This window comes from Synechococcus sp. MW101C3 (assembly GCF_002252635.1).
Taxonomy (GTDB): Bacteria; Cyanobacteriota; Cyanobacteriia; order PCC-6307; family Cyanobiaceae; genus MW101C3.
The window spans coordinates 351,209-375,592 of sequence record NZ_NQKX01000001.1; the positions used below are offsets into that span (position 1 = coordinate 351,209).

Sequence of the window (24,384 nt, forward strand, 5' to 3'; positions counted from 1 at the left end):
GAGAGCTTCAATCGGGAACCGGATCGCAGCCGCACGGGGTGAAGGGGTGACAGCGCAGCAGGCGGCGGGCCGTGAGCCAACCACCCCGCCAGGGGCCATGGCGTTGAATGGCCTCCAGGCCATAGGCGCTGCAGCTGGGGATGAAGCGGCAGCGGGGCCCCAGCAGGGGAGACAGCCACTGCCGGTAGGCCTGGATCAGGCCCATAAGCACCCTCGCGACCAGGGCGGAGAGGGCGTTGGCCCGGAAAGATAGAGTGATGGGCTGGCGTTCCACTGCCGGGAGCTGCCGAGGGAAACCTCCAGCATGCTCCCAGGTCAACGGCGGCGCCGGTCCATCCCTTTGAACAGCTTTCCCCGATGTCCCGATACCGCGGCCCTCGCCTGAGGATCACGCGGCGCTTGGGAGACCTCCCCGGTCTCACCCGTAAGTCCGCCAAGCGGGCTTATCCCCCCGGTCAGCACGGCCAAGCCCGTCGCAAGCGCTCCGAATACGCCATCCGCCTGGAAGAGAAGCAGAAGCTTCGCTTCAACTACGGCATCTCCGAGCGCCAGCTCGTGCGCTACGTGAAGAAAGCGCGCGCCCAGGAAGGTTCCACCGGAACCAACCTGCTCAAACTGCTCGAGAACCGTCTCGACAACGTCTGCTTCCGTCTCGGCTTCGGCCCCACCGTGCCCGGCGCCCGCCAGCTGGTGAACCACGGCCACATCACCGTGAATGGCCGTGTCGTTGACATCCCCAGCTATCAGTGCCGAGCCGGTGATGTGATCATCGTGCGTCAGCGCAAGGCCAGCAAGCAGCTGGCTGAAGGCAACCTGGAGTTCCCAGGCCTCTCCAACATCCCCCCCAACCTCGAGCTCGACAAAGCCAAGCTCTCGGCCAAGGTCAACGGCCGCATTGAGCGTGAATGGGTGGCGCTGGAGATCAACGAACTGCTGGTGGTGGAGTACTACTCCCGCAAGGTGTGACCCTCGGGATCCTCCCCATCCAGCTTTGGTTCACCACACCCCGCCCTCGGCGGGGTTTTTTCATGGTCGAGCTCTGGCTTGCACTCTCACAGTTCCGCAAGGGCTGTACTGAGCCGTCGCAGACGACGGCCAAGCCTCAGCCGGCGCGGCCAGCCGCCCTCAGCCGCTGATCAGCTGCTCCAAGGCGGCGGTCACATCCGGCTGGCGCATCAGTGCTTCCCCCACCAGCACCGCATCGGCGCCGGCGCTCTGCACCCGGTCGAGGTCGTCGCGGCTGAACAGCCCCGATTCGCTCACCAGCAGTACTCCCCGCTGCCGCACCTGATCGCCGAAACGGACCATCAGTTGCTCGGTGGTGGCGAGATCGGTGTGGAAGCTGGTGAGGTCGCGGTTGTTGATGCCGATCAGGGTGTGAGCCGCCGTGATTGGCTCCGACCAGATGGGCAGGCGCAGCATCCGCTCCAGCTCGTCGGCGTCATGCACCTCCACCAGCACGGCCAGCCCCAGGGCACGGGCCACCTTCATCAGGTAAACCACGTCCTGGTCGGTGAGAATCGCCGCGATCAGCAGGGCCGCATCGGCGCCGGCGGCGCGTGCCTGGTGCAGCTGGTAGGGGGAAAGGATGAAGTCCTTGCAGAGCAGGGGCAGATCCACCACCTGGCGCACCTCAACCAGCACCTCGAAGCCGCCCTGGAAAAACCTCTTGTCGGTGAGCACCGACAGGCAGCTGGCGCCACCGGCCGCATAGCCCCTGGCAATGGCCACCGGATCGAAATCGGCGCGGATCACGCCTTTGCTGGGGCTGGCTTTCTTGATCTCGGCGATCACCGCGGGCTTGCGGCAGCTCGCCCGCAGCGCGGCAACGAAATCACGGGTGGGGGGCAGGTCGCGCAGTTGGCGCTGCAGCGTTTCCAGCGGCACCCGCTCTCTGGCGGCGGCCACCTCGCGATCTTTCTCCCAGACGATCCGCTCGAGGATGTGCTGGGGCTCCTGCTCGGGATGGGGAATGCCGAACTGAAGATTGGCCACCTTCACCGGCGGATTGGGTGGACGGCGACGAATCTCCAAAGCCTCAGGGCAACAGGAGCCGATCGTAAGGGCGGGCACCGAGACGGCCCGTGAGTGGGCCAGGCCTCATCAGGCCACGGCCATGGCCGCCTGCTTGTAGGCCACCTCCACCACTTCACTGAGGGTGGGGTGGGTGTGCACTTCCGTGGCGAGGTCCCCCACCCGCTGGCGGCGGGCCACGGCGTTGGCGACCTCCTGAATCAGGTCGGCGGCGTGCAATCCATAGATGTGGGCGCCCAGCACCTCGCCGGTGTCCTTGCGGAACAGCAGCTTCATCAGCCCATCGCTTTCCAGTTCCGCCAGCGCCTTGGAGTTGGCCTTGAAGTAACTGCGCACGCTGCCTAGCTCAAACCCCTCGGCCGCCGCCAGCGCCTTGGCGTCGGCTTCGCTCAGGCCCACCGAGCTGATCTCGGGATGGGTGAAGGTGGCTGCCGGAATGGAGCGGTAGTCGATCGCACGCGCATGGCCAAGGATGTTGTCCACTGCCACGGTGCCCTGGGCGGCGGCGGTGTGGGCCAGCATCATCTTTCCGGTCACGTCGCCCACGGCCCAGAGATGGGGCACGGGCGTCTCGCCCGCCAGCACCTGGAGCTGGTCGTTCACGGGGATGAAGCCGCGGTTGGTTTCCACGCCCACGCTGGCCAGGTGTAGATCCTTGCTCACCGGCACCCGCCCGGTGGCCACCAGCACCGCATCCACTTCCAGCACCTCCACCAGCTCCTTGGTGGCCATGGCGGCCAGTTCGATCCGTACCGGCGCCCCCGGGGTCACCTTGCGGGCCAGCAGACCGGCCCGGGTGTCGATGTCCCGGCCGTCGATCAGGTGGCGAGCGGCGATCTTGGCGATGTCGGGATCAAAGGTGGGCATCACCCGATCGAGCGCCTCGATCATCGTGACCTCGCAACCCAGTGCCGTGTACACATCGGCGAATTCCAGGCCGATGTAGCCGCTGCCCACGATGGCGATCCAGCGGGGCAGCCACTCCAGGCTGATCGCTTCGTCGCTGGTGAACACCGTGCGTCCGTCGGTTTCGATTCCGGGCGGCACGAAGGGATCCGAGCCGGTAGCCACGATCACATCGCGGGCGGTGAACACCTGTTCCACCCCGTTGCTCTGGCGCACCGCCACCCGCTGATGCCCGTCGAGGCGCCCCTTGCCCCGCAGGATCACGGCCCCCGACCGCTCCAGGGTCTTGGTGAGATTGGTGCGGATCGTGGCCACCAGCTGATTGGCGTGATCGGCGATCTTCTGCCGCTCGAAGCGCACCGGCGCGGCGTGGATGCCGAAACCTTGCAGGTGCTTGGCATCAGCCAGCTCCCGCACCCGGCCACTGGCGGCCAGCAGCGCCTTGGAGGGCACGCAGCCGCGGTTCACGCAGGTGCCGCCCATGTCACGCGATTCGATGATCGCCGTGCGCAGGCCATGGTCGGCCGCATGCTTGGCCGCATCGAAGCCGCCGTAGCCGGCGCCGATCACGATCACGTCGTAGTCGAAGGAAAAGGCGCTGCTGTCGCTCACCGGGGCGTGTCTCAGGGAGTGACCGGCATTCTCTCCTGTTGCTGGCGCCAGCGTTCCAGCAACAGGGGCCCGGCCGCCACGGCCACGTTGAGGGATTCCACGGCGGCGCTGTGGGGAATCGTGACCCGGTGGCTGCAACAGCTGAGCAGCTCGGCGCTCAGCCCTGCACCTTCGTTGCCCAGCAACAGCACGGTTGGCAGCGTCCAGTCGAGCTGCCAATAGGGAATCGCGGCAGTGTCGGCCCCAGAGGCGCTGGCCTCAGAGGCGGTGGGTGCGCTGCGGGCCATCACGGTGGTGGCCACCACCTGGGCCCCTTGCGCGCGGGCCTGCTGCAGGCGCAGGGCGAGGCCTTCGAGGCGCTCAAGCGGCAGGGTGAGGGCCGCGCCGGCGGAGGCGCGCACCACTTTCGGTTGCCAGGGGTCGGCGCCACCGGCCAACCACAGCGCCTCGACCCCGGCCGCCAGGGCCGTGCGCATCAAGGTGCCCAGGTTGCCCGGATCCTGCAATTGCTCCAGGGCCAGCACGAACCCCGGCCTGGCGGGCGCGGCGGGACGGGGCAGGGCCAGGCTCAGCACCACCCCATCGGGATGCTGGGTGGTGGCCGCGGCCGCCAGCACCGCCTCATCCACCGGCTGCAGCACCGCCGCCATCGACGGATGCTGGTGTAGCAGGGCCTGATGGGCCTCGATCCAGGCGGGTGTGGCGAGCAGTTCGCCCGCGGCCAGGCCAAGTCGGGCGGCTTCCTCGATCAGGTGGGTGCCTTCCAGCAGCACGCGTCCCTGGTCGCGCCGTCCACGGGATTCATGCAAGGCGCGGAAGCGCCCCACAACTGGATTGCGCCGGCTGGTGATCAGCGGACGAAAGAACGTTGCTGGCTCCCGCGACTCTGAAGGCTGGCCAGTGGCCTCATAGTGGCTCTGTTCGGCAGATTGGCCAGATTGTCTTGGCTCTGCAGATTGCAGTGGCTCACCAGGTTGGCTGGGGTCGCCGGATTTCCGGAGTTCTTGGGCTGGCCAGGGGCCGCCGGCCTGCGGTAGTTCAGAAGACCTGATGTTTTCTGACATGCATGGAATCCTTCATCACCAGTTCGGTGGCATGAAGATCCATTCCTTTGACCGCCGCCACTTCGCCGCGGATGCCCTCCTCGCGGAGGTTTTCAACGAGCTTCTGCAGCACAATGTCCTCGACGGTGGTTTCGTCGAAACCGCCAGGGGTGAGGCGTTCAAGAAAGCGCCCGATCTTCCCCGCCACGACCTCGGAGGAATTGCTGATCTTGAGGACGATCATGGAAACGGGAGCGCGACGGAGGAGAACCCGGATTGGAGGTTCCTACAGGACAGAGGGAGTGGGCTGAAAAATGATGCGGATGGGGAGACTTGAACTCCCACGACATTGCTGCCACTAGTACCTGAAACTAGCGCGTCTACCAATTCCGCCACATCCGCTGGCGTGCCGCCGCAGCGACCGAGCAACCCTAGATCATCGCCTGCACGGCCGGCCACCGGCTACCGCGTCACGCCACGGGGTACTCCGGAAGACAGTTCAGGGGGCGGACGGCTAGACGGTGCGCCTCTGAATTGTCAAGATGCCGGCACCATCGGCTATGTAATCAGCCATGACCGTGACCGCCGCCGTGGCTCCCCAGCTGATGGTCAATCCCCGCCTGGAGATCCTGGGGGGACACCGTCTGGCCGGCGAGCTGCGCGTGAGCGGCGCCAAGAACTCGGCGCTGGTGCTGATGGCGGCCTGCCTGATGAGCACCCAGCCCCTGCGCCTGCGGAACATCCCTCCGCTCACCGACATCGCGGCGATGGGCGAGATCCTCGGTGCCTTCGGCGTGAAGGTGAAGCGCGGTCCCGACTGGATCGAGCTTGATGGGGCCCATCTCACCCACTCCACCGCCCCCTACGAACTGGTCAACAGCCTGCGGGCCAGCTTCTTCTGCATCGGCCCGCTGCTGGCTCGCCTGGGTGTGGCGAAGATTCCCCTTCCTGGTGGCTGCCAGATCGGTTCCCGTCCGGTCATTGAGCATGTGCGGGGCCTCAAGGCGCTCGGCGCCCAGGTCACCATTGATCACGGTGTGGTCTCGGCCGTGGTGCCCGGCCGCAGCCATCGGCTCCACGGCGGCCACATCCACCTGGAATGCCCCAGCGTCGGCGCCACCGAAACGTTGATGATGGCCGCGGCTCTGGCCGAAGGCGAAACGGTGATCCACAACGCCGCTCTCGAGCCTGAAGTGGTGGACCTGGCCGGCCTGCTGATCGCCATGGGGGGCAAGGTGCGCGGCGCTGGCACCCCCACGATCACGATTGTTGGCGTCGAGCGGCTCCATGGCGCCGATTACGCCGTGATTCCCGATCGCATCGAGGCCGGTACCTTTCTGCTGGCAGCGGCGATCACCCGTTCCGAGCTGCGCGTCGCCCCGCTGATCCCCGACCACCTCGGTGCCGTGATCAGCAAGCTCGAAGAAGCCGGCTGCTCGCTGGAAGCGGATGGGATCGGCATGACCATCCGCGCCGACCGGATTCAGGCCCTCGACCTGCGCACCCAGCCGTTCCCTGGTTTCCCCACCGACCTGCAGGCCCCATTCATGAGCCTGCTGGCCACGGCCTCGGGCACGAGCATGGTCGTCGAGACGATCTTTGAAAACCGCCTGCAGCATGTGGCTGAGCTGCAGCGCATGGGAGCTTCGATCCGCATGCAGGGCAATACGGCGTTCGTGGAGGGGGTGGCCCGGCTCAGCGGCGCTCCCGTGCAGGGCACCGATCTGCGCGCCTCGGCGGCGATGGTGCTGGCGGGTCTGGCCGCCGATGGCACCACCAGCGTGCAGGGCCTGGAGTTCCTCGACCGCGGCTACGCCGATCTGGAAGGGAAGCTCAACAGCGTCGGCGCGGTGATCCGCCGCGTGAATGGCTGAGCGGAGCTTCGGGCGGTTGCCCGTTGCTCGGGCGAGGGGCTGATTCCCGCCTCCCCCTACAGTCGTTGAGCGGGAGCGTGCCGGAATTGGTAGACGGACTCGACTCAAAATCGAGCGCCTTCGGGCATGTGGGTTCGAGTCCCACCGCTCCCATCCCTCCAGCCTCAGCCCCATGTCCGTAGAGATCGCCGCGCCACCGCGGCCCGCTCCCACGCTGGTGCTGGTTCCCGACCCGGTGATGGACACCTACGCCCGCTTCCCCCTGGAGTTGGCGAAGGGCAAGGGCGTCTGGGTGCAGGACACTGCCGGCCGCCGCTACCTCGACTGTGTCGCCGGCATCGCCACCTGCACCCTCGGTCACAGCGACCGTGTGATGCGCAAGGCGCTGTCACGGCAACTGGGCCGCCTGCAGCATGTGTCGAACCTCTACCGGATTCCCGAGCAGGAGGAGCTGGCCGCCTGGATCACCAGCCGCAGCTGCACCGATCGGGTGTTCTTCTGCAATTCCGGCGCCGAGGCCAATGAGGCGGCCATCAAGCTGGCCCGCAAACATGGCCACACCGTGCGGGGCATCGAGCGGCCGATCATCCTCACGGCCCAGGCCAGCTTCCACGGCCGCACCCTGGCGGCGGTGAGCGCCACCGGCCAGCCGAAGTACCACCACGGCTTCGAGCCCATGGTGGAAGGCTTTCGCTTCTTCCCCTACAACGACATCGCCGCGTTCGAGGCGCTGCTGACGGCCTGCGAGGCCGACGGCCCCCGCGTTGCCGCCGTGCTGATCGAGCCGCTGCAGGGCGAAGGGGGGGTGAACCCCGGGGATCCCGCCTTCTTCCGTCGCCTGCGGGAGCTCTGCGACCGGCACAGCATCCTGCTGATCTTCGATGAGGTGCAGATCGGCGTGGGCCGCAGTGGTGCGCTGTGGGGCTACGAGCAACTCGGCGTCGAGCCCGATGCGATCACCCTCGCCAAGGGCCTCGGCGGTGGCATCCCGATCGGAGCCCTGGCCGTGAAGCGCTCGGTGGATCACTTCCGCCCGGGCGACCACGCCAGCACCTTCGGCGGCAATCCCTTTGCCTGCCGCGCCGCCCTCACGGTGGTGCAGGAGCTGGAGCGGCGCGCCCTGGTGCCGCATGTGGCGGCCATGGGCATGCTGCTGCAGTCGCTGTTGCGGGAACTGGTGGACCAGCGCCCCCACCAGCTCGAGGGGGTGCGCGGCTGGGGGCTGCTGCAGGGTCTGGTGCTCAAGGCCGACGGTGAGCTCACGGCACCGGCGATTGCCCTGCGGGCGATCGAAGCCGGCCTGTTGGTGGTGCCCGCCGGCCCGCGTGTGGTGCGCTTCGTGCCGCCGCTGGTGATCCGGCCCAAGCACCTGCGCCTGGCGGTCAGCCGCCTCGCGCAAACGCTGGATGCGTTGGCCGGCGCCTGAAGCTGTCGAACGCCTCGGTTTCTCATCGGTTCCCAACCATCGACGACTTCGCCGACCTGATCGAACCGTTCAGCCGTCGCGGGGTGGACCTGGGCCTGGAGCGTCTGCGGGCGGCGCTGGCGGAGCTGGGCCATCCCGAACGCCGCTTTGCCGCCGTGCAGGTGGCCGGCACCAACGGCAAGGGCTCGATCTGCGTGCTGCTCCATGCGGCGCTTCAGGCCGCCGGCCATCGCTGCGGGCTCTACACCTCGCCCCATCTGGTGAGCTGGTGCGAACGGATCCAGCTGGGGGCCGCTCCCATCGCTCCCGCCCACCTGCGCCGCCTGCTGACGGCCCTGCAACCGCTGGCGCGCCGCCACGATCTCACCCCGTTCGAGCTGGTGACGGCGGCGGCTTTCGTGGCCTTCGCCGAAGCCGGGCTGGAGATCGTGGTGCTGGAGGTGGGGTTGGGGGGACGGCTGGATGCCACCACGGTCCACCCTGATCGCCGCGTGCTGGGGTTCGCCAGCATCGGCCTCGACCACGCTGAATTCCTCGGTGACAGCGAGGCGGCGATCGCCGCTGAAAAAGCCGGCGTGCTGCATGGGGCCGCTGCGGCCGTGTCTGGGCCCCAGCGGCCCGATGTGGCGGCCGTGCTGGCGCAGCGGGCGCAACAGCAGGGCTGCCCACTTCACTGGGTGAGACCGCTGGAGCAACAGGGGCAGGAGCTGGTGGCGGGTCGGTTGCGCTGGCGCCATGGCCTGCCGGGCGACATGCAGCGCACCAATGCGGCGGTGGCGCTGGAGATGCTCCAGGTGCTGCGCCGCCAGGGCTGGCACCTCCCCGACGGGGCGATCAGCGCGGGGTTTGCCGCCGCCCGCTGGCCAGGCCGCCGGCAGCGGGCGCGCTGGGGCCAGCTGCCCCTGCTGCTGGACGGGGCGCACAACCTGCCGGCGGCCCAGGCGCTGCGGGCCGAACTTGACGGTGGCGGCAGGGGCACGCCGGCGCCGCCCCAGCTCTGGGTGCTGGGCATGCTGGCCAACAAGCAGGGCCCGGAGATGGTGCACGCCCTGCTGGCCCCCGCGGATCGCTGCTGGCTGGTGCCCGTTCCCGGCCACGCCTGCTGGAGCGCCGCCGAGCTGCGCAGCGCCTGCCCAGAGCGGGCCAGCGCCCTGCTGGCTGCCGCCAGCCTGGAAGAGGGACTGGCGGCGGCGTCCACCGTCTGGGAGACCGTTGCCGGGGCCGCGCCGGTGGTGGTGGCGGGCTCGCTCTACCTGCTGGGCAGCCTGCTGGCGGCTGGCACGCTGGACCTGGTCCCCGGGGCAGGGGAGAGTGAGGACGGCATGTCCGGGCTGGAGCGATGACAGTGAGGCATCAAGAGGGAAGGACGCAGAGAGAGGTGGTGGTGCGTAAAGAGGCAGTGGAAGCGGCCACGCTGCCGGGCTGGCGCTGGCTGGCGGTGCGCCCAGCCCTGGCCGTGAACACGCGCTTGGCCGCACTGGCCGTGCTGGTAGCGGCGCTGCTGCTGGGGGCAGGCCTGGGGCCGCTGCCGGCTCTTGCGCTCGACACCTCCGCCGGGGTGGGCCTCCAGGAGCGCGCTCTGTTTCAGGACCGGGTCGATTACACGCTCACCAACCAGAGCGGCGTGGATTTCAGTGGTCAGCAGCTCGCCAACACGTCGTTTGCCGGCGCGCTGGGGCGGGATGCCGATTTCTCTGGAGCCGATCTGCACGGCTCGATCCTCACGCAGGGAGTGTTTTCGCGCTCCGATTTCCGTGGCGCCGATCTCTCCGACGCGCTGATGGACCGGGCTGACTTCAGTGAAACCGATCTGCGCGGTGCCCTGCTGCGCGGGGTGATCGCCGCCGGCAGCAGCTTCAGCGGCGCGCAGGTGGAGAACGCCGACTTCACCGATGCTCTGCTGGACCGCGCCGATCAGCGCGCTCTCTGCCAGCGGGCCAGCGGCACCCACCCGCTCACCGGCATCAGCACCCGGGCCAGCCTGGAGTGCGGCTGAGCGCAGGCAGCCCCGCCCTGTTTGGCCGGGGATGGCCGGGCGTCCGCGTGTCTGAATGTGGGCAGGCTGATCAGCCGCGTTTGGATCAGCCGCAGCTGGTCCAGCCGCGCAGTTTGCCGGGGTTGAGCAGCCCCGCTGGGTCGTAAGCCATCTTTGCGGCCACCTGGTCGGCATCGATCACCCCCAAGCCGCCGTCTTCCACCGTGAGGCTGTGGGGGTTGAAGAGCAGGGCGCCCAGGTCCCTGGCCTGCTCCATCAAGGCCTGCAGCGCCGCCCGATCCCGCCAGCGCACCAGAGGAATCGCCGCCAGACGTTGCTGGCCCTGCTGACGCACGCCCTCCAGGTGCCAGAGCAGGTCGTCGCCCCAGCGCTGCTTCAAGGCGGCGAGCGTCGGCCCTTCCGGCTGGGGCAACAGCATCTGCAGATAGGTCCAGCCCTTGTCCTGCGCCCGCAGATGCAGGGTGGTGTGGTTCCAGGTGAGTTCGCGCAGGGGCAACCCGCGGCTTTCCCCCTCCGCTGCTTGCCACACCAGGGCCCCGCCCAGTTGGGACAGCAGCGGCATCAGGGCCGGCAGGGCATGGGGGGCGGCGAGCAGCAGCAGCCGGTGGCCGCGGGCCGCCGGGCAGCCGCCGGGCAGGGGGAGCTGGCGGGCGATGGGTGCCTCCAGCAGGCAGAGTTCCTGCAGCACCAGGGCAGCGCAGGGCAGCAGCCTGGCGGCCTCCAGCGCCCTATCCCAGTCTGCAAAGTCGACCACCAGCTGCTGCCAGGTCTCGGCGGTGGCGGTGGGCACGGTCACCGCCGTGAGGATGCCGTTGGTGCCGTAGGCGTGATTGAGCGGCCGGCTGCCGGTGGCATCGAGTGTCAGCAGGCGCGGCTCGGGCTCCACCGTCACGATCTCCAGGCCCAGCAGGTTGCCGGGATCCCGCAGGAAGCCCCAGCGCAGGGAACCGATGCCTCCGGATCCCCCGGCGATGAAGCCCCCCAGCGTGGCGCTGCGGGAGGTGCTGGGGGTGAGCCGCAGGGCGCGGCCCCGGACCGCCAGTTGACGGTCGAGGTCGCCCAGCAGGCAGCCCGCCTCTGCGGTGAGCACGCCGCTGGCCGCATCGAACTGCCGCAGCTGTCGCAGGCCGCTGAGATCGAGCACCACGCCACCGGCGAGCGGCACGCACTGGCCGTAATTGCCGGTGCCGGCGCCCCGCACGGTGAGCGGCACCTGCTGCTGGGCGCAGGCCGCCGCCACCTGCTGCACGTGCCCCAGCTGCGTGGCCTTCACCACCAGCTGGGCGTGGTGACCGCTGAGCAGCGGCGTGAGTACCGGCGAATAGGTGAAGAAGTCGTGGGAGAGTTTCTCAAGCTCGCTGCCTGGCCCCACCAGCTCCGCAGCGGGGCCGCTGCCCGGGGGGCCGGCGGCGGCACGGAGCTGCCGGGACACCGCTTCGATCCGCTCTGCGCTCACGGGAGCGGGCAGGGCGGCTGGCAGGGCCACAGGGAGCAGCGCGACCGGTGCGCTGGCAGGGGAGGGGGTCACGGGGAACGGGGCGGTGGTTTCAAGCTGGCAGGCTTTCAGGCTGGCAGCGCTTCGAGCAGTTGCTGCAGTGGCGACGGCGACGGGGACGGCAACCAGCGACCCGCGCGCAGCACCCGCCGCGGTACAGGCCGGGCCAGCAGGTCGCTCCAGCCGGAGGCGCCCAGCAGGAGCAGATCAGCGGGTGCCCCTGGTCGCACCACCCCGTCCCAGGCCAATCCCATCAGGCGGCTGGAGGCGGTGGTGAAGGGCATCAGGCCCTGGCGCTGCCATGGGGCCAGGTGAGCGGCCGGCATGGAGAAGCGCAGCAGATCCAGGGGATCGAAGTCTCCGCCCGGATACCAGGGATCCTGCACGTTGTCTCCCCCCACCGCCACCGTCACCCCGGCGCGCTGCAGCTGGCGGATCGGTGCCAGCGGGCGTTGGGCGGGGGTGTGGCCGTCGCGGTGCCCCAGCAACCAGAGGTTGGTGGTCGGCAGCGCCACCACCGCCAGCCCCGCCTCGGCCATGGCGTCGGCGAGGGGCAGCAGGCGGCGCACCGGTAGCTGGGACATGCTGCAGCTGTGGCTGCAGCACACGGGCACACCGATACGGAGCTCGATCACGAGGCGGGCGGCCAGGGCCACACCGGCGCCACCGCCATCGGCGCTTTCGTCGATGTGGAGGTCCACGCCGCAACCCAGGCCATCGGCCAGGCGCAGCAGAGCCCGCAGTCCTTCGCCATCGGCGCCGTCGGGGGGGAACGGGGCGCCCAGCACGCCGCCCAGCAGCACCCCGCCGGCCGCGGCTGCACTCTCCCCCCGCCGGCCCAGCAACTGACGCGCCAGTTGCTCGCCTGCCGCGGTGGCCCAGTGTCGCACCGGCACCAGTGCCACCAGTTGCAGCGGCAGCCGCTCCGCCCACGCCTGCTGCAGATCGAGCAGGGCCTCCCAGCTCACCTCGGCGCCGGGGCCAAGGCTGTCGACATGGCTTCGCATGGCCCGCAGGCCGTAGCGCCAGCCCTGGTCCAGGGCACGCTCCGCGCGCGCGTGCACCTGTTCCACACTGCGTTCGTGATGCTCGCGCTGGTTGGCGGCCAGGGCGCCCGCCATCGTTCCCGTCCGGTTGGGATGGCGCTCCCAGCTGAAGGCCTTGTCGAGGTGGGCGTGGGGCTCCAGCAGGGGGGTGAGGGCGAGCGGCAGCCGTGCCTCGGCCTGGGCTGGATAGGGCTTGATCGCGGTGAAACGCCCTTCGGCATGCTCCAGCTCGACGGCTACCAGGCCATCGGCATCAGCTGTCGGCAGGTGGACGGCGCCTGGATCCAGAAGGCAGCGCGGCAGCCGCAGGGGCGGCAGGGGTGTGGCGCTCACGGTCTGGCGTCGCTGGTGGCGCCTGCGTCGTTCTCCTCTCTGCCGTCCTTCGAGGTGGAGAGGATCACGAAGTGCCCGGCGCCGGCCAGGGTGATGACCCGGTAGCGGGGAATGCGCAGGAAGGGCAACACCTCCTGGCCCCCGATCTCCGTCTGGTACAGGCTGAAGACGCCGAAGTTGTGCCGCGTCGTGCCCTGCCGGGCCAGGGCGCCAAGCACCTGCGACTGGCTGCGGATCAGCTCCGGGCAGTTCTGCACCACCAGCCGCAACGGCATCGGCAGCCCATCGGCGCCGCAGACCTCCTCCACCGCCAGTTCCACCAGCTGATCGCCGGCGAAGCTTTCGAAGTCGTTCGGTGGAGGGTTGGTGAACAGGAGGGCCAGGGCGGTGCCTCCGAGGCCAGCCGCTCCGGCCAGCAGCGGCCAGAGGCGCGAGGCGGATGGGGGCGCGGCGGGCAAGGGGCAGCGGGCGGGGCTACTTGATACATTGGCAAAGACCACGGCGGGCGTAGCCAAGTGGTTAAGGCAGCGGCTTGTGGCGCCGCCATTCGGGGGTTCAAGTCCCCTCGCTCGCCCTCAAAGCCGCCACCAGTCGATCGGCTGCTGCGCGGCTCCTCACCGGATCCCCGCAGGGGAGTCCGGTTTTTTTCTGCCCATCCGCGCAGGCCGCCGCCGCTTCCGCCTCCCCCAGCAGCGCCGTGTTGAGCGCTACGGCCCGCACCCGCACCGGCGGCAGGCCGCCCGGACGGCCCAGCGCCGCCAACTGCTCCACCGCCGCGATCAGCTGAGGCAGCGGGGGGATGGGGATGGTCGGATGCCGCGAGATCGCCCGCTGACCGGCGCGATGCACCAACAGCAGACCGGTTGGCTGGCTGCCGCGCAGCAGCGGCAGGGTGGCGGTGGAGCCCGGATGACAGAGCGAGCCCTGGCCTTCCACCAGCACCAGGGTGGCGTCGTTGCAGGCCGCCACGGCCGGGTCGCCGCCCCCACCGGCCTGGCAGGCCTCCAGCACCGCCCCCTCCACGGCCCCGGCGGCGTAATCCACGCGCACGGCATCGAGCGGCACCCCGCCGCCGCTGATCAGGATGCCCGCCTGGCCGGTGCCCACGAAGCGGGCGTCGAGGCCTTGGCGGCGGGCGGCGGCCACCAGCTCCAGGCAGGCGCTCATCTTGCCCACGGCCATGTCGGTGCCCACAGCGAGCAGACGCTGGCCGGGCAGGGCTGCGCAGCGTGCCGCAGCCACCTGCAGTCCTGGCGGCTCCTGCCGCAGGTCCCAGATCCACTGCTGGGGACCGCGCAGGGCCGCCAGCGCGGGGTCGTCGGCCAGGCGAGTGTGCAGCCCGCTGGCCACATGCAGACCGGCCTGCAGGGCGGCGGCCACATCGCGGCGCAGTGCTTCCGGCAGCAGGCCGCCCGAAGGCGCCAGCCCCACCACGGCCACCTCCGGGCCGTAGGGGAGAGCCTCCGCCAGGCTGGCCACCACCGGAATGGCGCGGGGGATGCCGGTGACCTGCTCCAGCGGCAGACCTGCCTGCGCCGGATCGATCACCGCCACGATCGGCCCGCTGCGGTAGCGCAACAGCGCCAGGCCCGTCTTGCCGGACAGATTGTCGAGGCCATCGTGCTGCAGCAGCACCACCCGGGCCGAGGCGCTCAGCACCGTGGCGGCTCCGGCGGGGAAGGGCCGGCGGCGGTCCCATCGGGGACGGCACCCTCTGAGGGGGGCTGACCCAGGCCCGGCCGGGAGCTGGGGCGCAGGATGTCGCCATCCCGCTCCGGCTCGCTGAAGGGGTCGTCCACCAGGTTGAGGTGGCTGTCCAGATCGGGCCAGCGCACCAGCGGCAGCAGCTGGGCGGCGGCCCCGTTGAGCAGGGCGCTGTCCGAGTAGCAGCCGAGCATCAGATCGAGGCCGAGGCGTCGGGCGGTCTGCGCCATCAGCCAGGCCTCCGACAGCCCGCCCGTCTTGAGCAGCTTCATGTTCACCCCATCGACATGGGGGGCCAGCCGCAGCAGGTCCTGCAGATCCCAGCAGCTCTCGTCGGCCACGAGCGGGATCGGGCAGTGCAGGTCGAGAGCGGCGAAGGCGGCGGCATCGGCCTCCGGATCCTGCAGGGCGGGCAGCGGCTGCTCCACCAGCACCACCCCCTGCTGCGCCAGCCAGGGAATCAGCTGGCGCGCCGTGGGCAGGTCCCAGCCGCCGTTGGCATCCACCTGCAGCTCGGCGCCGGGGAACCCTGTGAGAGTGGTGGCCACCGCCTGCACCAGGGCCCGGTCGTGGTCGGCACCATCAGGGCTGCCGAGCTTGAGCTTCACCCGCCGCGGCCTGACACCGAGCCGCTCCTGCCAGCCCACCAGCCGGGCGCGCACCTGCTCCACCGTGCCCAGCCCCAGGGTGACGCTGGTGGGGGTACAGGCCTGGCGATCGAGACCCCAGAGGCGCCAGAGCGGCTCGCCCAGACGGCGGCCCCACCAGTCGTGCAGAGCCAGATCGACGGCGCAGCGGGCCGGCGGCGAAAGCCCCGCGAGCAGGGGCTGAAGGGCCTGCCGCTCGCTCGGATCGCGGGGGCGGCCGAGGGCATCGGGGCTTTCCAGGCGCGGCAACAGGGCGTCCAGTTCCGCCGCCACGTCATCGGTGCTGAACCGTCGATGGCCGGTGTCGAAGCCGCCGGCCTCGCCCTGGCCGATGGTGCCGTCGTGCTCGATCTCCACCAGCACACGCTCCACCCCACGCGAGGTGCCGCGGCTGATCGTGAGCGGCACGGCCTTGGTAAGGGAAAAGCGGCGAAGACGAGCGTGCATGCTCGGAAAGGGGCGTGCATCGGTTCCCCCCACCGGCAGTCTCCGCCATGGCCGGCGGTTTGCGCCATCCCCGGCTCCTCGCGCCGTGATCCGCAGACGCACCCTGCCCAGGGATCCATGCCATGGCCGAAACTGGTGCGATGAGCGCGACCCCACCCACCAAAGGCAGCTACTGGATCACCACCTTCGGCTGCCAGATGAACAAGGCCGATTCCGAGCGCATGGCCGGAATCCTCGAAGCCATGGGCTACGCCGCAGGCAGCGATGAGCATTCCGCTGATCTGGTGCTCTACAACACCTGCACGATCCGCGACAACGCAGAACAGAAGGTCTACAGCTATCTGGGCCGCCAGGCCCAGCGCAAACGCACCAATCCCCACCTGACCCTGGTGGTGGCAGGCTGCGTGGCCCAGCAGGAGGGAGCGGCGCTGCTGAGGCGCGTGCCCGAGCTTGATCTGGTGATGGGCCCCCAGCACGCCAACCGGCTCGGCACCCTGCTGGAGCAGGTGGCCAGCGGTCAGCAGGTGGTCGCCACCGACGACCACCACATCCTCGAAGACATCACCACCGCCCGCCGCGACAGCGCCGTCTGCGGCTGGGTCAACGTGATCTACGGCTGCAACGAGCGCTGCACGTACTGCGTGGTGCCCGCGGTGCGGGGCCAGGAGCAGAGCCGCACCCCGCAGGCCATCCGGCTGGAGATCGAGGGGCTGGCGGCACGGGGCTTCAAGGAGATCACCCTGCTGGGCCAGAACATCGATGCCTATGGCCGCGATCTGCCCGGCATCACCCCGGAGGGCCGCCGCGCGCACACCCTCACCGACCTGCTGCACGCGGTGCACGACGTGGAGGGGATCGAGCGGATCCGCTTCGCCACCAGCCACCCCCGCTACTTCACCGAACGGTTGATCGAGGCCTGTGCCGTGCTGCCCAAGGTGTGCGAGCACTTCCACATCCCCTTCCAGAGCGGCGACGACGACGTGCTCAAGGCGATGGCGCGGGGCTACACGGTGGAGCGCTACCGCCGCATCCTTGAGCGCATCCGGGAACGCATGCCCGATGCGGCGATCAGTGCCGACGTGATCGTGGCCTTCCCCGGCGAAACCGATGCCCAGTTCCGCCGCACCCTGGCCCTGATCGAGGAGATCGGCTTCGACCAGGTCAACACAGCCGCTTACTCGCCCCGCCCCGGTACCCCCGCCGCCGGCTGGCCCGGCCAGCTGAGTGAAGGCGTGAAGGTGGAACGGCTCCAGGAGATCAATGCCCTGGTGGAGACCACCGCCCGGGCGCGGAGCCTGCGTTATCTGGGCCGCACCGAAGAGGTGCTGGTGGAGGGGCGCAACCCCAGGCATCCCGATCAGTGGATGGGCCGCACCCGCACCAATCGGCTCACCTTTTTCCCCGCCGCTGAGGCTGACCCTGCGGCAGCCCGGGCACAGCAGGGAGCAGCCCCGGGGGCAGGGACGATCCAACCGGGGTCGCTGGTGCCGGTCAGGATTGAGTCGGTGCGGGCGTTTTCGCTCTCCGGCCTGCCGCGTGTGCCGGCACTGAGCTGCTGAGCCGGCGGGCCGCGTCTTCCCAGCACTGATACGTTTGGCCTCTCGCTTTCGGCCCTGCGGCCTGACTGACGCCATGCCCTCAGCCCCGTGCACGATCGGACTGGTGTTCGGAGGGGTCTCCGGGGAGCACGCGGTCTCGATCCGCTCGGCGGTCACGGTGGCCGGTGCCCTGCGCCGTGGCGCCAACGTCGGCCGTTACCGCCTCTGCTGCTTCTACATCGACCTGCAGGGCCACTGGTGGCCGCCGGCGGTGGCCGATGCGGTGCTGGCCCAGGGCGTGCCACCGGCGGCCGACCAGTTGCCGGCTACCCCGGTGCGCGCCGGCTTCCAGGGCCTGCCCACCGGCGCCGCTGATGTGGAGGTGTGGTTTCCGGTGCTGCATGGCCCCAACGGCGAGGACGGCACCATCCAGGGGCTGTTCAGCCTGATGCAGGTGCCCTTCGTGGGATCCGGCGTGCTCGGCTCCGCCGTGGGCATGGACAAGCTGGCGATGAAGGCCGCCTTCGCCGCCGCCGGTCTGCCCCAGGTGGCTTACCAGGGCGTGGATGCCGCAGAACTGGAGGGCCAGGGTGTTCCCCTGAAGCTGCTCGAGCGACTGGAGCACCATCTTGGCTACCCCTGCTTCATCAAACCGGCCAACCTCGGCTCTTCCGTGGGCATCAGCAAGGCGATCGACCGCCCCAGCCTGCTGGCCGGGCTGCGGGAAGCGGCCCGCCATGACCACCGCCTGGTGGTGGAACGGGGCGTGAAGGTGCGGGAGCTGGAGTGCGCCGTGCTGGGCAAACGCCAGCTGCGCGCCTCGGTGGTGGGCGAGATCCGCTTCGACGCCGACTGGTACGACTACACCGCCAAGTACAGCGAAGGGCTCAGCCACACCCTGATCCCGGCGCCGGTGGCGGAGCCGGTGAGCGAGCGGGCGCGGGCCATGGCCATCGAGGCCTGCCGGGCGGTGGCGGCCGAGGGGCTCGCCCGGGTGGATTTCTTCTACGACGAGGCCAGCGGCGATCTCTGGCTCAACGAGATCAACACGCTGCCGGGCTTCACCTCCCAGAGCATGTATCCGATGCTCTGGGAGGCCACTGACCTTCCACTGGAGGGTCTGGTGCACGAGTTGGTTCAGTTGGCGAGAGAATCACGCCGTGATCTGCAGGCAGGAGCTCAGGCGGCATGACGCACGGATTGCTCTGGCTCCCGCTGCTGCTGGTGTTTGTATTGCTCACGGCGCTGGGCTGGCTGGAGCGCCGGCGGCAGCGTCTCTTCCGCGACTGGGCCTTGGGGGCGGAGCTGGCCAAGCTCGATGGCTGTGGGGCGGCGCTCCTGCGCGACGGCCAGCTGATCTGGAGCACGTTTGAAGCGGGGCAACTCAAGCCCCAGGGCGAGTTCCAGATCAGCAAGCTGGAATTGCTTGAGCTGATGGCGCTTGGATCCGGTGATGCGCCGCTCACCGAAGAAAGCCAGGGCAGCTGCCGGCTCAGGCTGGTGGGCAACGGGGTGCAGAAGGATGTGCCCTTCTCCGATGCCGAGCGTGCACGCCGCTGGATGCACGACCTGATGGCCCGCTCCCGTTGCGAGCTGTGAGCCAGGCCCCTCTGCCTCCTGGGGTGGAGCGGCGCCGCCAGTTGCGCCTTCAGCGCCGCAATGAGCGCCTGCGCAATGTCTGGCGTCTGCTGCTGCTCTCCGCTGGTGCCGCCGGTCTGGGGTACGGGCTGCTGCGCCAGGGCTGGTCGTTGCGGGGGCCGGATCAGGTGCTGGTGATCGGCAGTGAGCAGGTGAGCCGCGAGGAGGTGATCCGCGCCGCCCAGCTGCGCTTTCCACTCACCCTGTTGAGCCTGCAGCCACGGGAGCTCAAGGACCGGCTGGCGGCGACGTTGCCGGTGGAGCAGGTGGGCGTCCAGCGCCTGATGCTGCCGCCCCGTCTGCGCATCGATCTGGTCGATCGCCAGGCAGTGGCCATGGCTGAACGCCGCACCCCTGCCGGCCTCCAGCGGGGCTGTGTGGACCGGCTCGGCAACTGGATGAACTGCGGCCCCCACCAGCTGACGGCCAAATCCGGCGGCGTCTCACCCAGCAGCCTGCTGGTGCTGGGCTGGCAGCCGGCCTACCGAGCGCCCCTGGCCCAGGTGTTGGCTGAACGGGAACAGCTGGGTGGAAACCTCAGCCAGATCCGCTTCGAGCCCACCGGCACGATCGTGCTGCTCACCCGCAACCTGGGCGAGGTGCGCCTGGGGCCCCCAGATGGCCAGCTCACCCGTCGCCTCGAGGTGCTGGAGCATCTGGAAGAGGAGCTTCCTGCCCGGGTGAAGGGCAAGCCGGTGAACACGATCGATCTGAGCGATCCCGACCGACCGGAACTGGGCCTCAGCGTGCGCACGCCTGCGTCTGCCGCCCCTCGCCGTACCCCACCCACGACCAACTGAGACCACCGATGCCGTTGCAGCTGCCAGCCCGTGTGCTCAGGCCTTTCTCCTCACCTGACGGGCTCGGTTGCGAGAATGGAAGATTCGGGCGAATGTGTGGGATCAGACAATCCTTTTCCCGCACCTGAAGGACATAATGCTGTCCGAGATGAACGGTTCAGCGCGCTTGATGGAGACTGCACCGGAAGGCCTCCCCCTCGTCGACCACGTTGGCTCCAACGGACACGCCGTGACTTCTTCTCATCCCAGCAGCAACGGCATCGTTCCCAGCCAGACGGCCCGCATCGAGGTGATCGGCGTCGGTGGTGGAGGAAGCAACGCCGTGAACCGGATGATCGCTTCCGATCTGCAGGGGGTGGGCTTCCGCGTTCTCAACACCGACGCCCAGGCCCTGCTCCTCTCCCAGGCCCAGAACCGGCTGCAGCTCGGCCAGAAACTCACCCGCGGCCTCGGTGCCGGTGGCAACCCTGCCATCGGTCAGAAAGCGGCGGAAGAGTCCCGCAATGAGCTCCAGGAAGCGATGCAGGGTGCCGATCTGGTGTTCATCGCCGCAGGCATGGGGGGTGGCACGGGCACCGGTGCCGCACCGATCCTTGCCGAGGTGGCCAAGGAGTGCGGCGCCCTCACCGTGGGGATCGTCACCAAGCCATTCAGTTTCGAGGGTCGCAAGCGGCTGCGCCAGGCTGAGGAGGGCATCGCCCGTCTGGCGGAGCACGTCGACACCCTGATCGTCATCCCCAACGACCGCCTGCGCGATGCCATTGCCGGCGCTCCCCTCCAGGAAGCCTTCCGTCACGCCGACGACGTCCTGCGCCAGGGCGTCAAGGGCATCAGCGACATCATCACCAAACCGGGCCTGGTGAACGTCGACTTTGCTGACGTGCGCTCGGTGATGACCCTTGCGGGCACCGCTCTGCTGGGCATCGGCGTGGGCTCGGGGCGCTCCCGCGCGATCGAGGCCGCTCAGGCGGCGATGAGCAGCCCGCTGCTGGAATCGGCCCGCATCGACGGCGCCAAGGGCTGTGTCATCAATGTGAGCGGCGGCAAGGACATGACCCTTGAGGACATGACCACCGCGGCGGAGGTCATTTACGACATGGTCGACCCCGACGCCAACATCATCATTGGCGCCGTCGTCGACGACCTCCTCGAGGGCGAGATCCACGTGACCGTGATCGCCACTGGCTTTGAGAGTGGTGCTCCTTACCGCTCAGAACGCTCCACCCCCTCCTTCGCCACGCCGCCAGCCGCCGAATCCCCCGCCGATCACCGCGGCGCCAAGATTCCTCCCTTCCTGCTCAACCGCCAGTCCCACCCCCGCGAGGAGTGAAGCGTCAGCCAGGTCGAGGGTTCCTAAGGGCGTCTGGCGATGAGCTACGGCCTGCGCGGATTTCAGTGGAGCTGATCCCGTTCTATCCAGGGCTAGCGGCGTAGCAGCTTGGCCGGCGGGTCTAAGCGGCGGAAGGCCTGCGTTGAAAGCCGAAACGCCTGTGTTGAAGAGGGTGACCCGGAGACCACGCCTGCCTGGAGCATCCCGTGTGGCTGCTCCCTTCCAGGCCTGACCAGATTTGGGCGTCCGGGCCGCGTGGGTCCGAGTCGTGGCGATGCTAGCAAGGGGGTGCCTGCGCCCTAGCTCGCGTGCCCCTGCGCCCTGCAGATCTGATCCAACGCAAGCAGGCCGGTCTGCCGATCCGGGTGCTCACTGCCTGGGATGCCCTCTCGGCAGCGCTGGTGCAGGCCGCCGGCGTGGAAGCGGTGCTTGTGGGCGATTCGCTGGCGATGGTGGTGCTCGGCCACGCCACCACCTTGCCGGTCACGCTGGAGGAAATGATCCACCACACCAAGGCGGTGGGCCGCGGCCTACAGGGCGCTGCGGCGGAGCGGCCCATGGTGATCTGTGATCTGCCCTTTCTCAGTTATCAGTGCGGCGGTGATCTGGCCATGGCTGCCGCCGGCCGGGTGCTGAAGGAAACCGAGGCGGCGGCGGTGAAGCTGGAAGGCGGTGAGGCGGAAACCGTGCAGGTGGTGGACCGGCTGGTGCGCAGTGGCGTGCCGGTGATGGGGCACCTCGGTCTCACCCCCCAGTCGGTGCACCAGCTGGGCTACCGGCGCCAGGCGAACGATCCGATCAGCCAGGAACGGTTGCGGCGCCAGGCCAGGGATCTGGAGGCGGCCGGCTGCTTCGCCCTGGTTCTGGAGCATGTGCCTGCCCCGCTGGCTTCCAGCCTGCGGAGCCAGCTCGCGATTCCTGTGATCGGCATCGGTGCCGGCGACGACTGCGACGGCCAGGTGCGGGTCACGGCCGATCTGCTCGGACTGACCAGCCGGCAGCCGCCGTTCAGTCCGCCACTGATCGATGGGCGCCAGCTGGCGGTGCAGGCCCTGCGCCAATGGACGGAAGACTGGACGCCCGCTGCTCCCACCATTCGACCATCACCCGCAGCACCGCATTGCTGAGGGCGAGGCCGGCGGGATCGCTGAGCCGCCAGCGCCCCCCCTCGATCCGCAACAGTTCGCGGCAGTGGGCGCCTGAGAGCTGGGCCAACAGATCCTCGAGGTCGGCGTTGCTGAGGCCATGGCGGCGGGCCAGCTCGGCCATGGCCACCCCCTCGCGCCGCCGCAGCCCCACGATCATCAGTTCATCGAACGCCATGCCGCCACCGCTGGGCTCAGTTGCCGGCTGGTCTGTTTCTGTGGCTTTGGGCTGTTCCATCCCCTCTGTCAACCAGGCGGCATAGGCCGCGCGGGTACGGGGCCGGGCCAGCCGCAGGCCGTAAGGCGCCGAGGTGGCACCCATGCCGAAGCCCCACCAACCCGCGCCGCTCCAGTACACGCGGTTATGGCGGGAAGCGTGGCCAGGCCTGGCGTAGTTGGAGATCTCGTAGTGGCCGTAGCCAGCCGCGCGCAGGCGCTCCCCGGTGAGATCCATCAGGTCGGCGCCCAGATCCGGCTCCGGCAGCTCCAGCTGGCCCTGCTGTTGCCGCCTGGCGAACACGGTGCCGGGCTCCACGATCAGGTCGTAGATCGAGAGGTGGGGCGGGCTCAGGGCAAGGGCCTGCTCCAGTTGCCCGCGCCAGTGGGCCAGGTCCTGCTGCGGCAGGCCCTGAATCAGATCCAGGCTCCAGCTGCGCAGGTCACCGTGCTGGCGCGCCTGCTGCAACCAGCTGGCCGCTTCCAACAGATCCCGGCGCCGGTGGCGCCGCCCCAGCCGCTCCAGCACCCCGTCATCGAAGCTCTGGCCCCCCAGGCTGACGCGGTTCACCCCCGCCGCCAGCACACCATCGAGCCGGGGGCGATCAAAACTGGCGGGATCCATCTCCAGGGTGATCTCGGCCCCGGCGGCGATGCCGTAGCGCTGCTTCAACGCCTCCAGCACGGTGCGGATCTGGCCAGGGGTGAGCAGCGAAGGTGTGCCACCCCCCAGATACACCGTGGAGAGCGGCGGGCCGGCGGGGCTGGCGGCGATTTCGCTCAGCAGCAGCCTCAGGTAGGCCTGGATCGAGCCGGAGCTGGCGCCATCGGCCCGATCACCGAGCGGCACCACGGCGAAGTCGCAGTAGAAGCAGCGCCGCTGACAGAACGGGATATGCACATAGGCGCTGCGCGGCCCCCGGGATTCACCAGTGGTGGGGATGTCCATCGCCAAATGGTCGGTTACGACGCCCGGTCAAAGCGACCGGAATCGGGCATGCTGCAGGTCCTGAGCTGAGGGACCCCACAACCGAACCCATGGTGGATCCGCTCATCCTGCTGCTGTTTCTCATCTCCGGCGCCGCCACCGGCTGGCTGGGGGTGGATCTGCTGCCGGAAAACCTGCTGATCCAGGTCACCAATCTGGAGGGCCTGCGCTGGGTGCTGGGCGGTTTCGGTGCCTTCTTCGGTCTGTTGGCGGGCTTCTTCTTCCAGCTGCTGCGCCGCCGGCTGATGCGGCAGGTGCGCACCATGCCCACCGACCTGCTGGTGAGCCGGGCGGTGGGCTTGATCCTGGGGCTGCTGGTGGCCAACCTGCTGCTGGCGCCGATCCTGCTGCTGCCGCTTCCCTGGGAGGTGGTGTTCGTCAAGCCGTTGGCGGCGATCCTCAGCAACGTGTTCTTCGGCGTGCTGGGCTACAACCTGGCCGAGGTGCACGGCCGCACCCTGCTGCGCCTGTTCAACCCCTCCAGCGCCGAGGCGTTGCTGGTGGCCGAAGGGGTGCTGCAGCCCGCCACCGCCAAGATCCTCGACACCAGCGTGATCATCGACGGCCGCATCCGGGGGCTGCTGGAGTCGGGATTGCTGGAGGGCCAGGTGATCGTGGCCCAGGCGGTGATCGACGAACTGCAGCAACTGGCCGATTCCGGCAACGCCGAGAAAAGGGGCAAGGGCCGGCGCGGCCTCAACCTGCTGGCGGCGCTGCGGGAAACCTACGGCCGCCGCCTGGTGGTGAACAGCACCCGCTACGAGGGCAGCGGCGCCGACGAGAAGCTGCTCAAGCTCACCGCCGACACCGGCGGCACCCTGCTCACCGCTGACTACAACCTGGCCAAGGTGGCCCAGGTGCAGGAGCTCAAGGTGATGAACCTCAGCGCCCTGGTGGTGGCCCTGCGGCCTGAGGTGCAACCAGGCGATGCCCTGCAGCTCAAGATCGTGCGTGAAGGCAAGGAGGCCGATCAGGGCGTGGGTTACCTGGAAGACGGCACCATGGTGGTGGTGGAGGCTGCCCGCAAGCGCATCGGCCAGCGGCTGCCGGTCACTGTCACGGGCGCCCTGCAGACGCCCACCGGCCGCATGGTGTTCGCCCGCTGCGACCATGAGGATCCCCGACCTGCCGCCGAGGTCCGTCAGCCCGCAGGCCCCCGCTAGGCT

The 24,384-nt window shown here is 69.3% G+C and carries 23 protein-coding genes, 3 tRNA genes and 1 other RNA gene; 14 read left to right on the forward strand and 13 right to left on the reverse strand.

The features are described 5' to 3' along the window. Positions 1-7: 7 nt before the first annotated feature. The gene (yidD, locus tag CJZ80_RS01735; protein ID WP_369802974.1) at positions 8-259 is read right to left on the reverse strand and encodes a membrane protein insertion efficiency factor YidD; all 252 of its coding nucleotides are present in this window, start codon (positions 257-259) and stop codon (positions 8-10) included. Between the two features lie 98 nt (positions 260-357). On the opposite strand from yidD, the gene rpsD reads away from it, so the two are divergent. Continuing rightward, positions 358-966 carry a 30S ribosomal protein S4 gene (gene rpsD / locus CJZ80_RS01740; RefSeq protein WP_094510334.1) on the forward strand — a complete coding sequence of 203 codons (609 nt, stop codon included), beginning with the start codon at positions 358-360 and terminating at the stop codon, positions 964-966. A 159-nt stretch (positions 967-1,125) separates the two neighbouring features. Here the strand turns inward: rpsD and trpC are convergent, their stop codons facing one another. The 5 genes from trpC to CJZ80_RS01765 all read right to left on the reverse strand — a co-directional run bounded on the left by trpC (position 1,126) and on the right by CJZ80_RS01765 (position 4,997). Further along, a complete protein-coding gene (gene trpC, locus CJZ80_RS01745; RefSeq protein WP_094510335.1) occupies positions 1,126-2,034 on the reverse strand; it encodes an indole-3-glycerol phosphate synthase TrpC in 909 nt (302 codons plus the stop codon). A gap of 69 nt (positions 2,035-2,103) precedes the next feature. Then, positions 2,104-3,552: a dihydrolipoyl dehydrogenase gene (lpdA, locus tag CJZ80_RS01750; RefSeq protein ID WP_094510336.1), complete on the reverse strand. Its 1,449-nt coding sequence runs from the start codon at positions 3,550-3,552 to the stop codon at positions 2,104-2,106. Positions 3,553-3,563: 11 nt separating this feature from the next. After that, positions 3,564-4,361, reverse strand: a complete 798-nt coding sequence (locus tag CJZ80_RS01755; protein ID WP_233132714.1) for an RNA methyltransferase — start codon at positions 4,359-4,361, stop codon at positions 3,564-3,566. Positions 4,362-4,590: 229 nt separating this feature from the next. Next, positions 4,591-4,839, reverse strand: coding sequence for a hypothetical protein (locus tag CJZ80_RS01760; RefSeq protein ID WP_094510338.1), 249 nt, complete (start codon positions 4,837-4,839; stop codon positions 4,591-4,593). Positions 4,840-4,913: 74 nt separating this feature from the next. Then, positions 4,914-4,997: transfer RNA gene (locus CJZ80_RS01765), tRNA-Leu, on the reverse strand. Between the two features lie 170 nt (positions 4,998-5,167). On the opposite strand from CJZ80_RS01765, the gene murA reads away from it, so the two are divergent. From murA to CJZ80_RS01790, 5 genes are all read left to right on the forward strand, one after another. Next, positions 5,168-6,469 carry a UDP-N-acetylglucosamine 1-carboxyvinyltransferase gene (murA, locus tag CJZ80_RS01770; protein ID WP_094510339.1) on the forward strand — a complete coding sequence of 434 codons (1,302 nt, stop codon included), beginning with the start codon at positions 5,168-5,170 and terminating at the stop codon, positions 6,467-6,469. A gap of 71 nt (positions 6,470-6,540) precedes the next feature. Further along, positions 6,541-6,622, forward strand: a tRNA-Leu gene (locus CJZ80_RS01775). 85 nt (positions 6,623-6,707) lie between these two features. Next, positions 6,708-7,895, forward strand: coding sequence for an aspartate aminotransferase family protein (locus tag CJZ80_RS01780; RefSeq protein WP_094510460.1), 1,188 nt, complete (start codon positions 6,708-6,710; stop codon positions 7,893-7,895). An 83-nt stretch (positions 7,896-7,978) separates the two neighbouring features. Further along, complete coding sequence (locus tag CJZ80_RS01785; protein ID WP_233132715.1) at positions 7,979-9,238, forward strand: folylpolyglutamate synthase/dihydrofolate synthase family protein; 1,260 nt, start codon at positions 7,979-7,981, stop codon at positions 9,236-9,238. 125 nt (positions 9,239-9,363) lie between these two features. After that, positions 9,364-9,891, forward strand: a complete 528-nt coding sequence (locus tag CJZ80_RS01790; protein ID WP_369802975.1) for a pentapeptide repeat-containing protein — start codon at positions 9,364-9,366, stop codon at positions 9,889-9,891. An 85-nt stretch (positions 9,892-9,976) separates the two neighbouring features. Here CJZ80_RS01790 and CJZ80_RS01795 read toward each other — a convergent pair whose 3' ends face one another. From CJZ80_RS01795 to CJZ80_RS01805, 3 genes are read right to left on the reverse strand one after another with little or no spacing between them, the layout of a single operon-like run. Continuing rightward, the gene (locus CJZ80_RS01795) at positions 9,977-11,419 is read right to left on the reverse strand and encodes an FAD-binding oxidoreductase (RefSeq protein WP_094510342.1); all 1,443 of its coding nucleotides are present in this window, start codon (positions 11,417-11,419) and stop codon (positions 9,977-9,979) included. 35 nt (positions 11,420-11,454) lie between these two features. After that, the gene (locus tag CJZ80_RS01800; RefSeq protein ID WP_233132716.1) at positions 11,455-12,765 is read right to left on the reverse strand and encodes an amidohydrolase family protein; all 1,311 of its coding nucleotides are present in this window, start codon (positions 12,763-12,765) and stop codon (positions 11,455-11,457) included. Next, entirely contained in the window at positions 12,762-13,280 is a 519-nt protein-coding gene (locus tag CJZ80_RS01805) for a DUF4359 domain-containing protein (RefSeq protein WP_233132717.1), read from the reverse strand. Before CJZ80_RS01805 ends, CJZ80_RS01800 begins: the two co-directional genes overlap by 4 nt. Between CJZ80_RS01805 and CJZ80_RS01810 the strand changes: the two genes are divergently transcribed. Further along, a tRNA-His gene (locus CJZ80_RS01810) sits at positions 13,267-13,339 on the forward strand. The genes CJZ80_RS01805 and CJZ80_RS01810 overlap by 14 nt on opposite strands. Here CJZ80_RS01810 and CJZ80_RS01815 read toward each other — a convergent pair. Then, positions 13,321-14,424, reverse strand: coding sequence for a DUF1611 domain-containing protein (locus tag CJZ80_RS01815; RefSeq protein WP_094510343.1), 1,104 nt, complete (start codon positions 14,422-14,424; stop codon positions 13,321-13,323). The genes CJZ80_RS01810 and CJZ80_RS01815 overlap by 19 nt on opposite strands. Beyond that, a complete protein-coding gene (locus CJZ80_RS01820) occupies positions 14,418-15,563 on the reverse strand; it encodes a dipeptide epimerase (RefSeq protein ID WP_094510344.1) in 1,146 nt (381 codons plus the stop codon). The genes CJZ80_RS01815 and CJZ80_RS01820 overlap by 7 nt, the downstream gene beginning before the upstream one ends. A gap of 122 nt (positions 15,564-15,685) precedes the next feature. Between CJZ80_RS01820 and miaB the strand changes: the two genes are divergently transcribed. The 5 genes from miaB to ftsZ all read left to right on the forward strand — a co-directional run bounded on the left by miaB (position 15,686) and on the right by ftsZ (position 20,869). Beyond that, complete coding sequence (gene miaB / locus CJZ80_RS01825) at positions 15,686-17,122, forward strand: tRNA (N6-isopentenyl adenosine(37)-C2)-methylthiotransferase MiaB (protein ID WP_094510345.1); 1,437 nt, start codon at positions 15,686-15,688, stop codon at positions 17,120-17,122. 73 nt (positions 17,123-17,195) lie between these two features. After that, complete coding sequence (locus CJZ80_RS01830; protein ID WP_094510346.1) at positions 17,196-18,293, forward strand: D-alanine--D-alanine ligase family protein; 1,098 nt, start codon at positions 17,196-17,198, stop codon at positions 18,291-18,293. Beyond that, positions 18,290-18,700, forward strand: a complete 411-nt coding sequence (locus tag CJZ80_RS01835) for a hypothetical protein (RefSeq protein ID WP_094510347.1) — start codon at positions 18,290-18,292, stop codon at positions 18,698-18,700. The genes CJZ80_RS01830 and CJZ80_RS01835 overlap by 4 nt, the downstream gene beginning before the upstream one ends. After that, positions 18,697-19,539 (forward strand): cell division protein FtsQ/DivIB, encoded by an 843-nt coding sequence (locus CJZ80_RS01840; RefSeq protein ID WP_233132719.1) that lies wholly within the window; start codon positions 18,697-18,699, stop codon positions 19,537-19,539. The genes CJZ80_RS01835 and CJZ80_RS01840 overlap by 4 nt, the downstream gene beginning before the upstream one ends. A 169-nt stretch (positions 19,540-19,708) precedes the next feature. Beyond that, entirely contained in the window at positions 19,709-20,869 is a 1,161-nt protein-coding gene (gene ftsZ, locus CJZ80_RS01845) for a cell division protein FtsZ (protein ID WP_369802968.1), read from the forward strand. A gap of 171 nt (positions 20,870-21,040) precedes the next feature. Here ftsZ and ffs read toward each other — a convergent pair. Further along, an RNA gene (gene ffs / locus CJZ80_RS01850) (signal recognition particle sRNA small type) lies at positions 21,041-21,137 on the reverse strand. 46 nt (positions 21,138-21,183) lie between these two features. On the opposite strand from ffs, the gene panB reads away from it, so the two are divergent. Beyond that, positions 21,184-21,996 (forward strand): 3-methyl-2-oxobutanoate hydroxymethyltransferase, encoded by an 813-nt coding sequence (gene panB, locus CJZ80_RS01855; RefSeq protein WP_094510463.1) that lies wholly within the window; start codon positions 21,184-21,186, stop codon positions 21,994-21,996. On the opposite strand, the gene hemW is transcribed toward panB, so the two are convergent. After that, positions 21,878-23,179, reverse strand: coding sequence for a radical SAM family heme chaperone HemW (gene hemW / locus CJZ80_RS01860; RefSeq protein ID WP_144036869.1), 1,302 nt, complete (start codon positions 23,177-23,179; stop codon positions 21,878-21,880). The two genes, panB and hemW, sit on opposite strands and share 119 nt — an antisense overlap. Before the next feature lie 89 nt (positions 23,180-23,268). Between hemW and CJZ80_RS01865 the strand changes: the two genes are divergently transcribed. Then, the gene (locus tag CJZ80_RS01865) at positions 23,269-24,381 is read left to right on the forward strand and encodes a PIN/TRAM domain-containing protein (RefSeq protein WP_094510350.1); all 1,113 of its coding nucleotides are present in this window, start codon (positions 23,269-23,271) and stop codon (positions 24,379-24,381) included. Positions 24,382-24,384 lie beyond the last annotated feature (3 nt).

Coding starts and splice junctions, on each gene's coding strand:
- rpsD (WP_094510334.1), top strand. CDS start 358: ATGTCCCGATACCGCGGCCCTCGCCTGAGGATCACGCGGCGCTTGGGA.
- CJZ80_RS01760 (WP_094510338.1), bottom strand. CDS start 4,839: ATGATCGTCCTCAAGATCAGCAATTCCTCCGAGGTCGTGGCGGGGAAG.
- murA (WP_094510339.1), top strand. CDS start 5,168: ATGACCGTGACCGCCGCCGTGGCTCCCCAGCTGATGGTCAATCCCCGC.
- CJZ80_RS01780 (WP_094510460.1), top strand. CDS start 6,708: ATGGACACCTACGCCCGCTTCCCCCTGGAGTTGGCGAAGGGCAAGGGC.
- CJZ80_RS01820 (WP_094510344.1), bottom strand. CDS start 15,563: ATGCACGCTCGTCTTCGCCGCTTTTCCCTTACCAAGGCCGTGCCGCTC.
- miaB (WP_094510345.1), top strand. CDS start 15,686: ATGGCCGAAACTGGTGCGATGAGCGCGACCCCACCCACCAAAGGCAGC.
- CJZ80_RS01830 (WP_094510346.1), top strand. CDS start 17,196: ATGCCCTCAGCCCCGTGCACGATCGGACTGGTGTTCGGAGGGGTCTCC.
- CJZ80_RS01835 (WP_094510347.1), top strand. CDS start 18,290: ATGACGCACGGATTGCTCTGGCTCCCGCTGCTGCTGGTGTTTGTATTG.
- ftsZ (WP_369802968.1), top strand. CDS start 19,709: ATGGAGACTGCACCGGAAGGCCTCCCCCTCGTCGACCACGTTGGCTCC.
- hemW (WP_144036869.1), bottom strand. CDS start 23,179: ATGGACATCCCCACCACTGGTGAATCCCGGGGGCCGCGCAGCGCCTAT.
- CJZ80_RS01865 (WP_094510350.1), top strand. CDS start 23,269: ATGGTGGATCCGCTCATCCTGCTGCTGTTTCTCATCTCCGGCGCCGCC.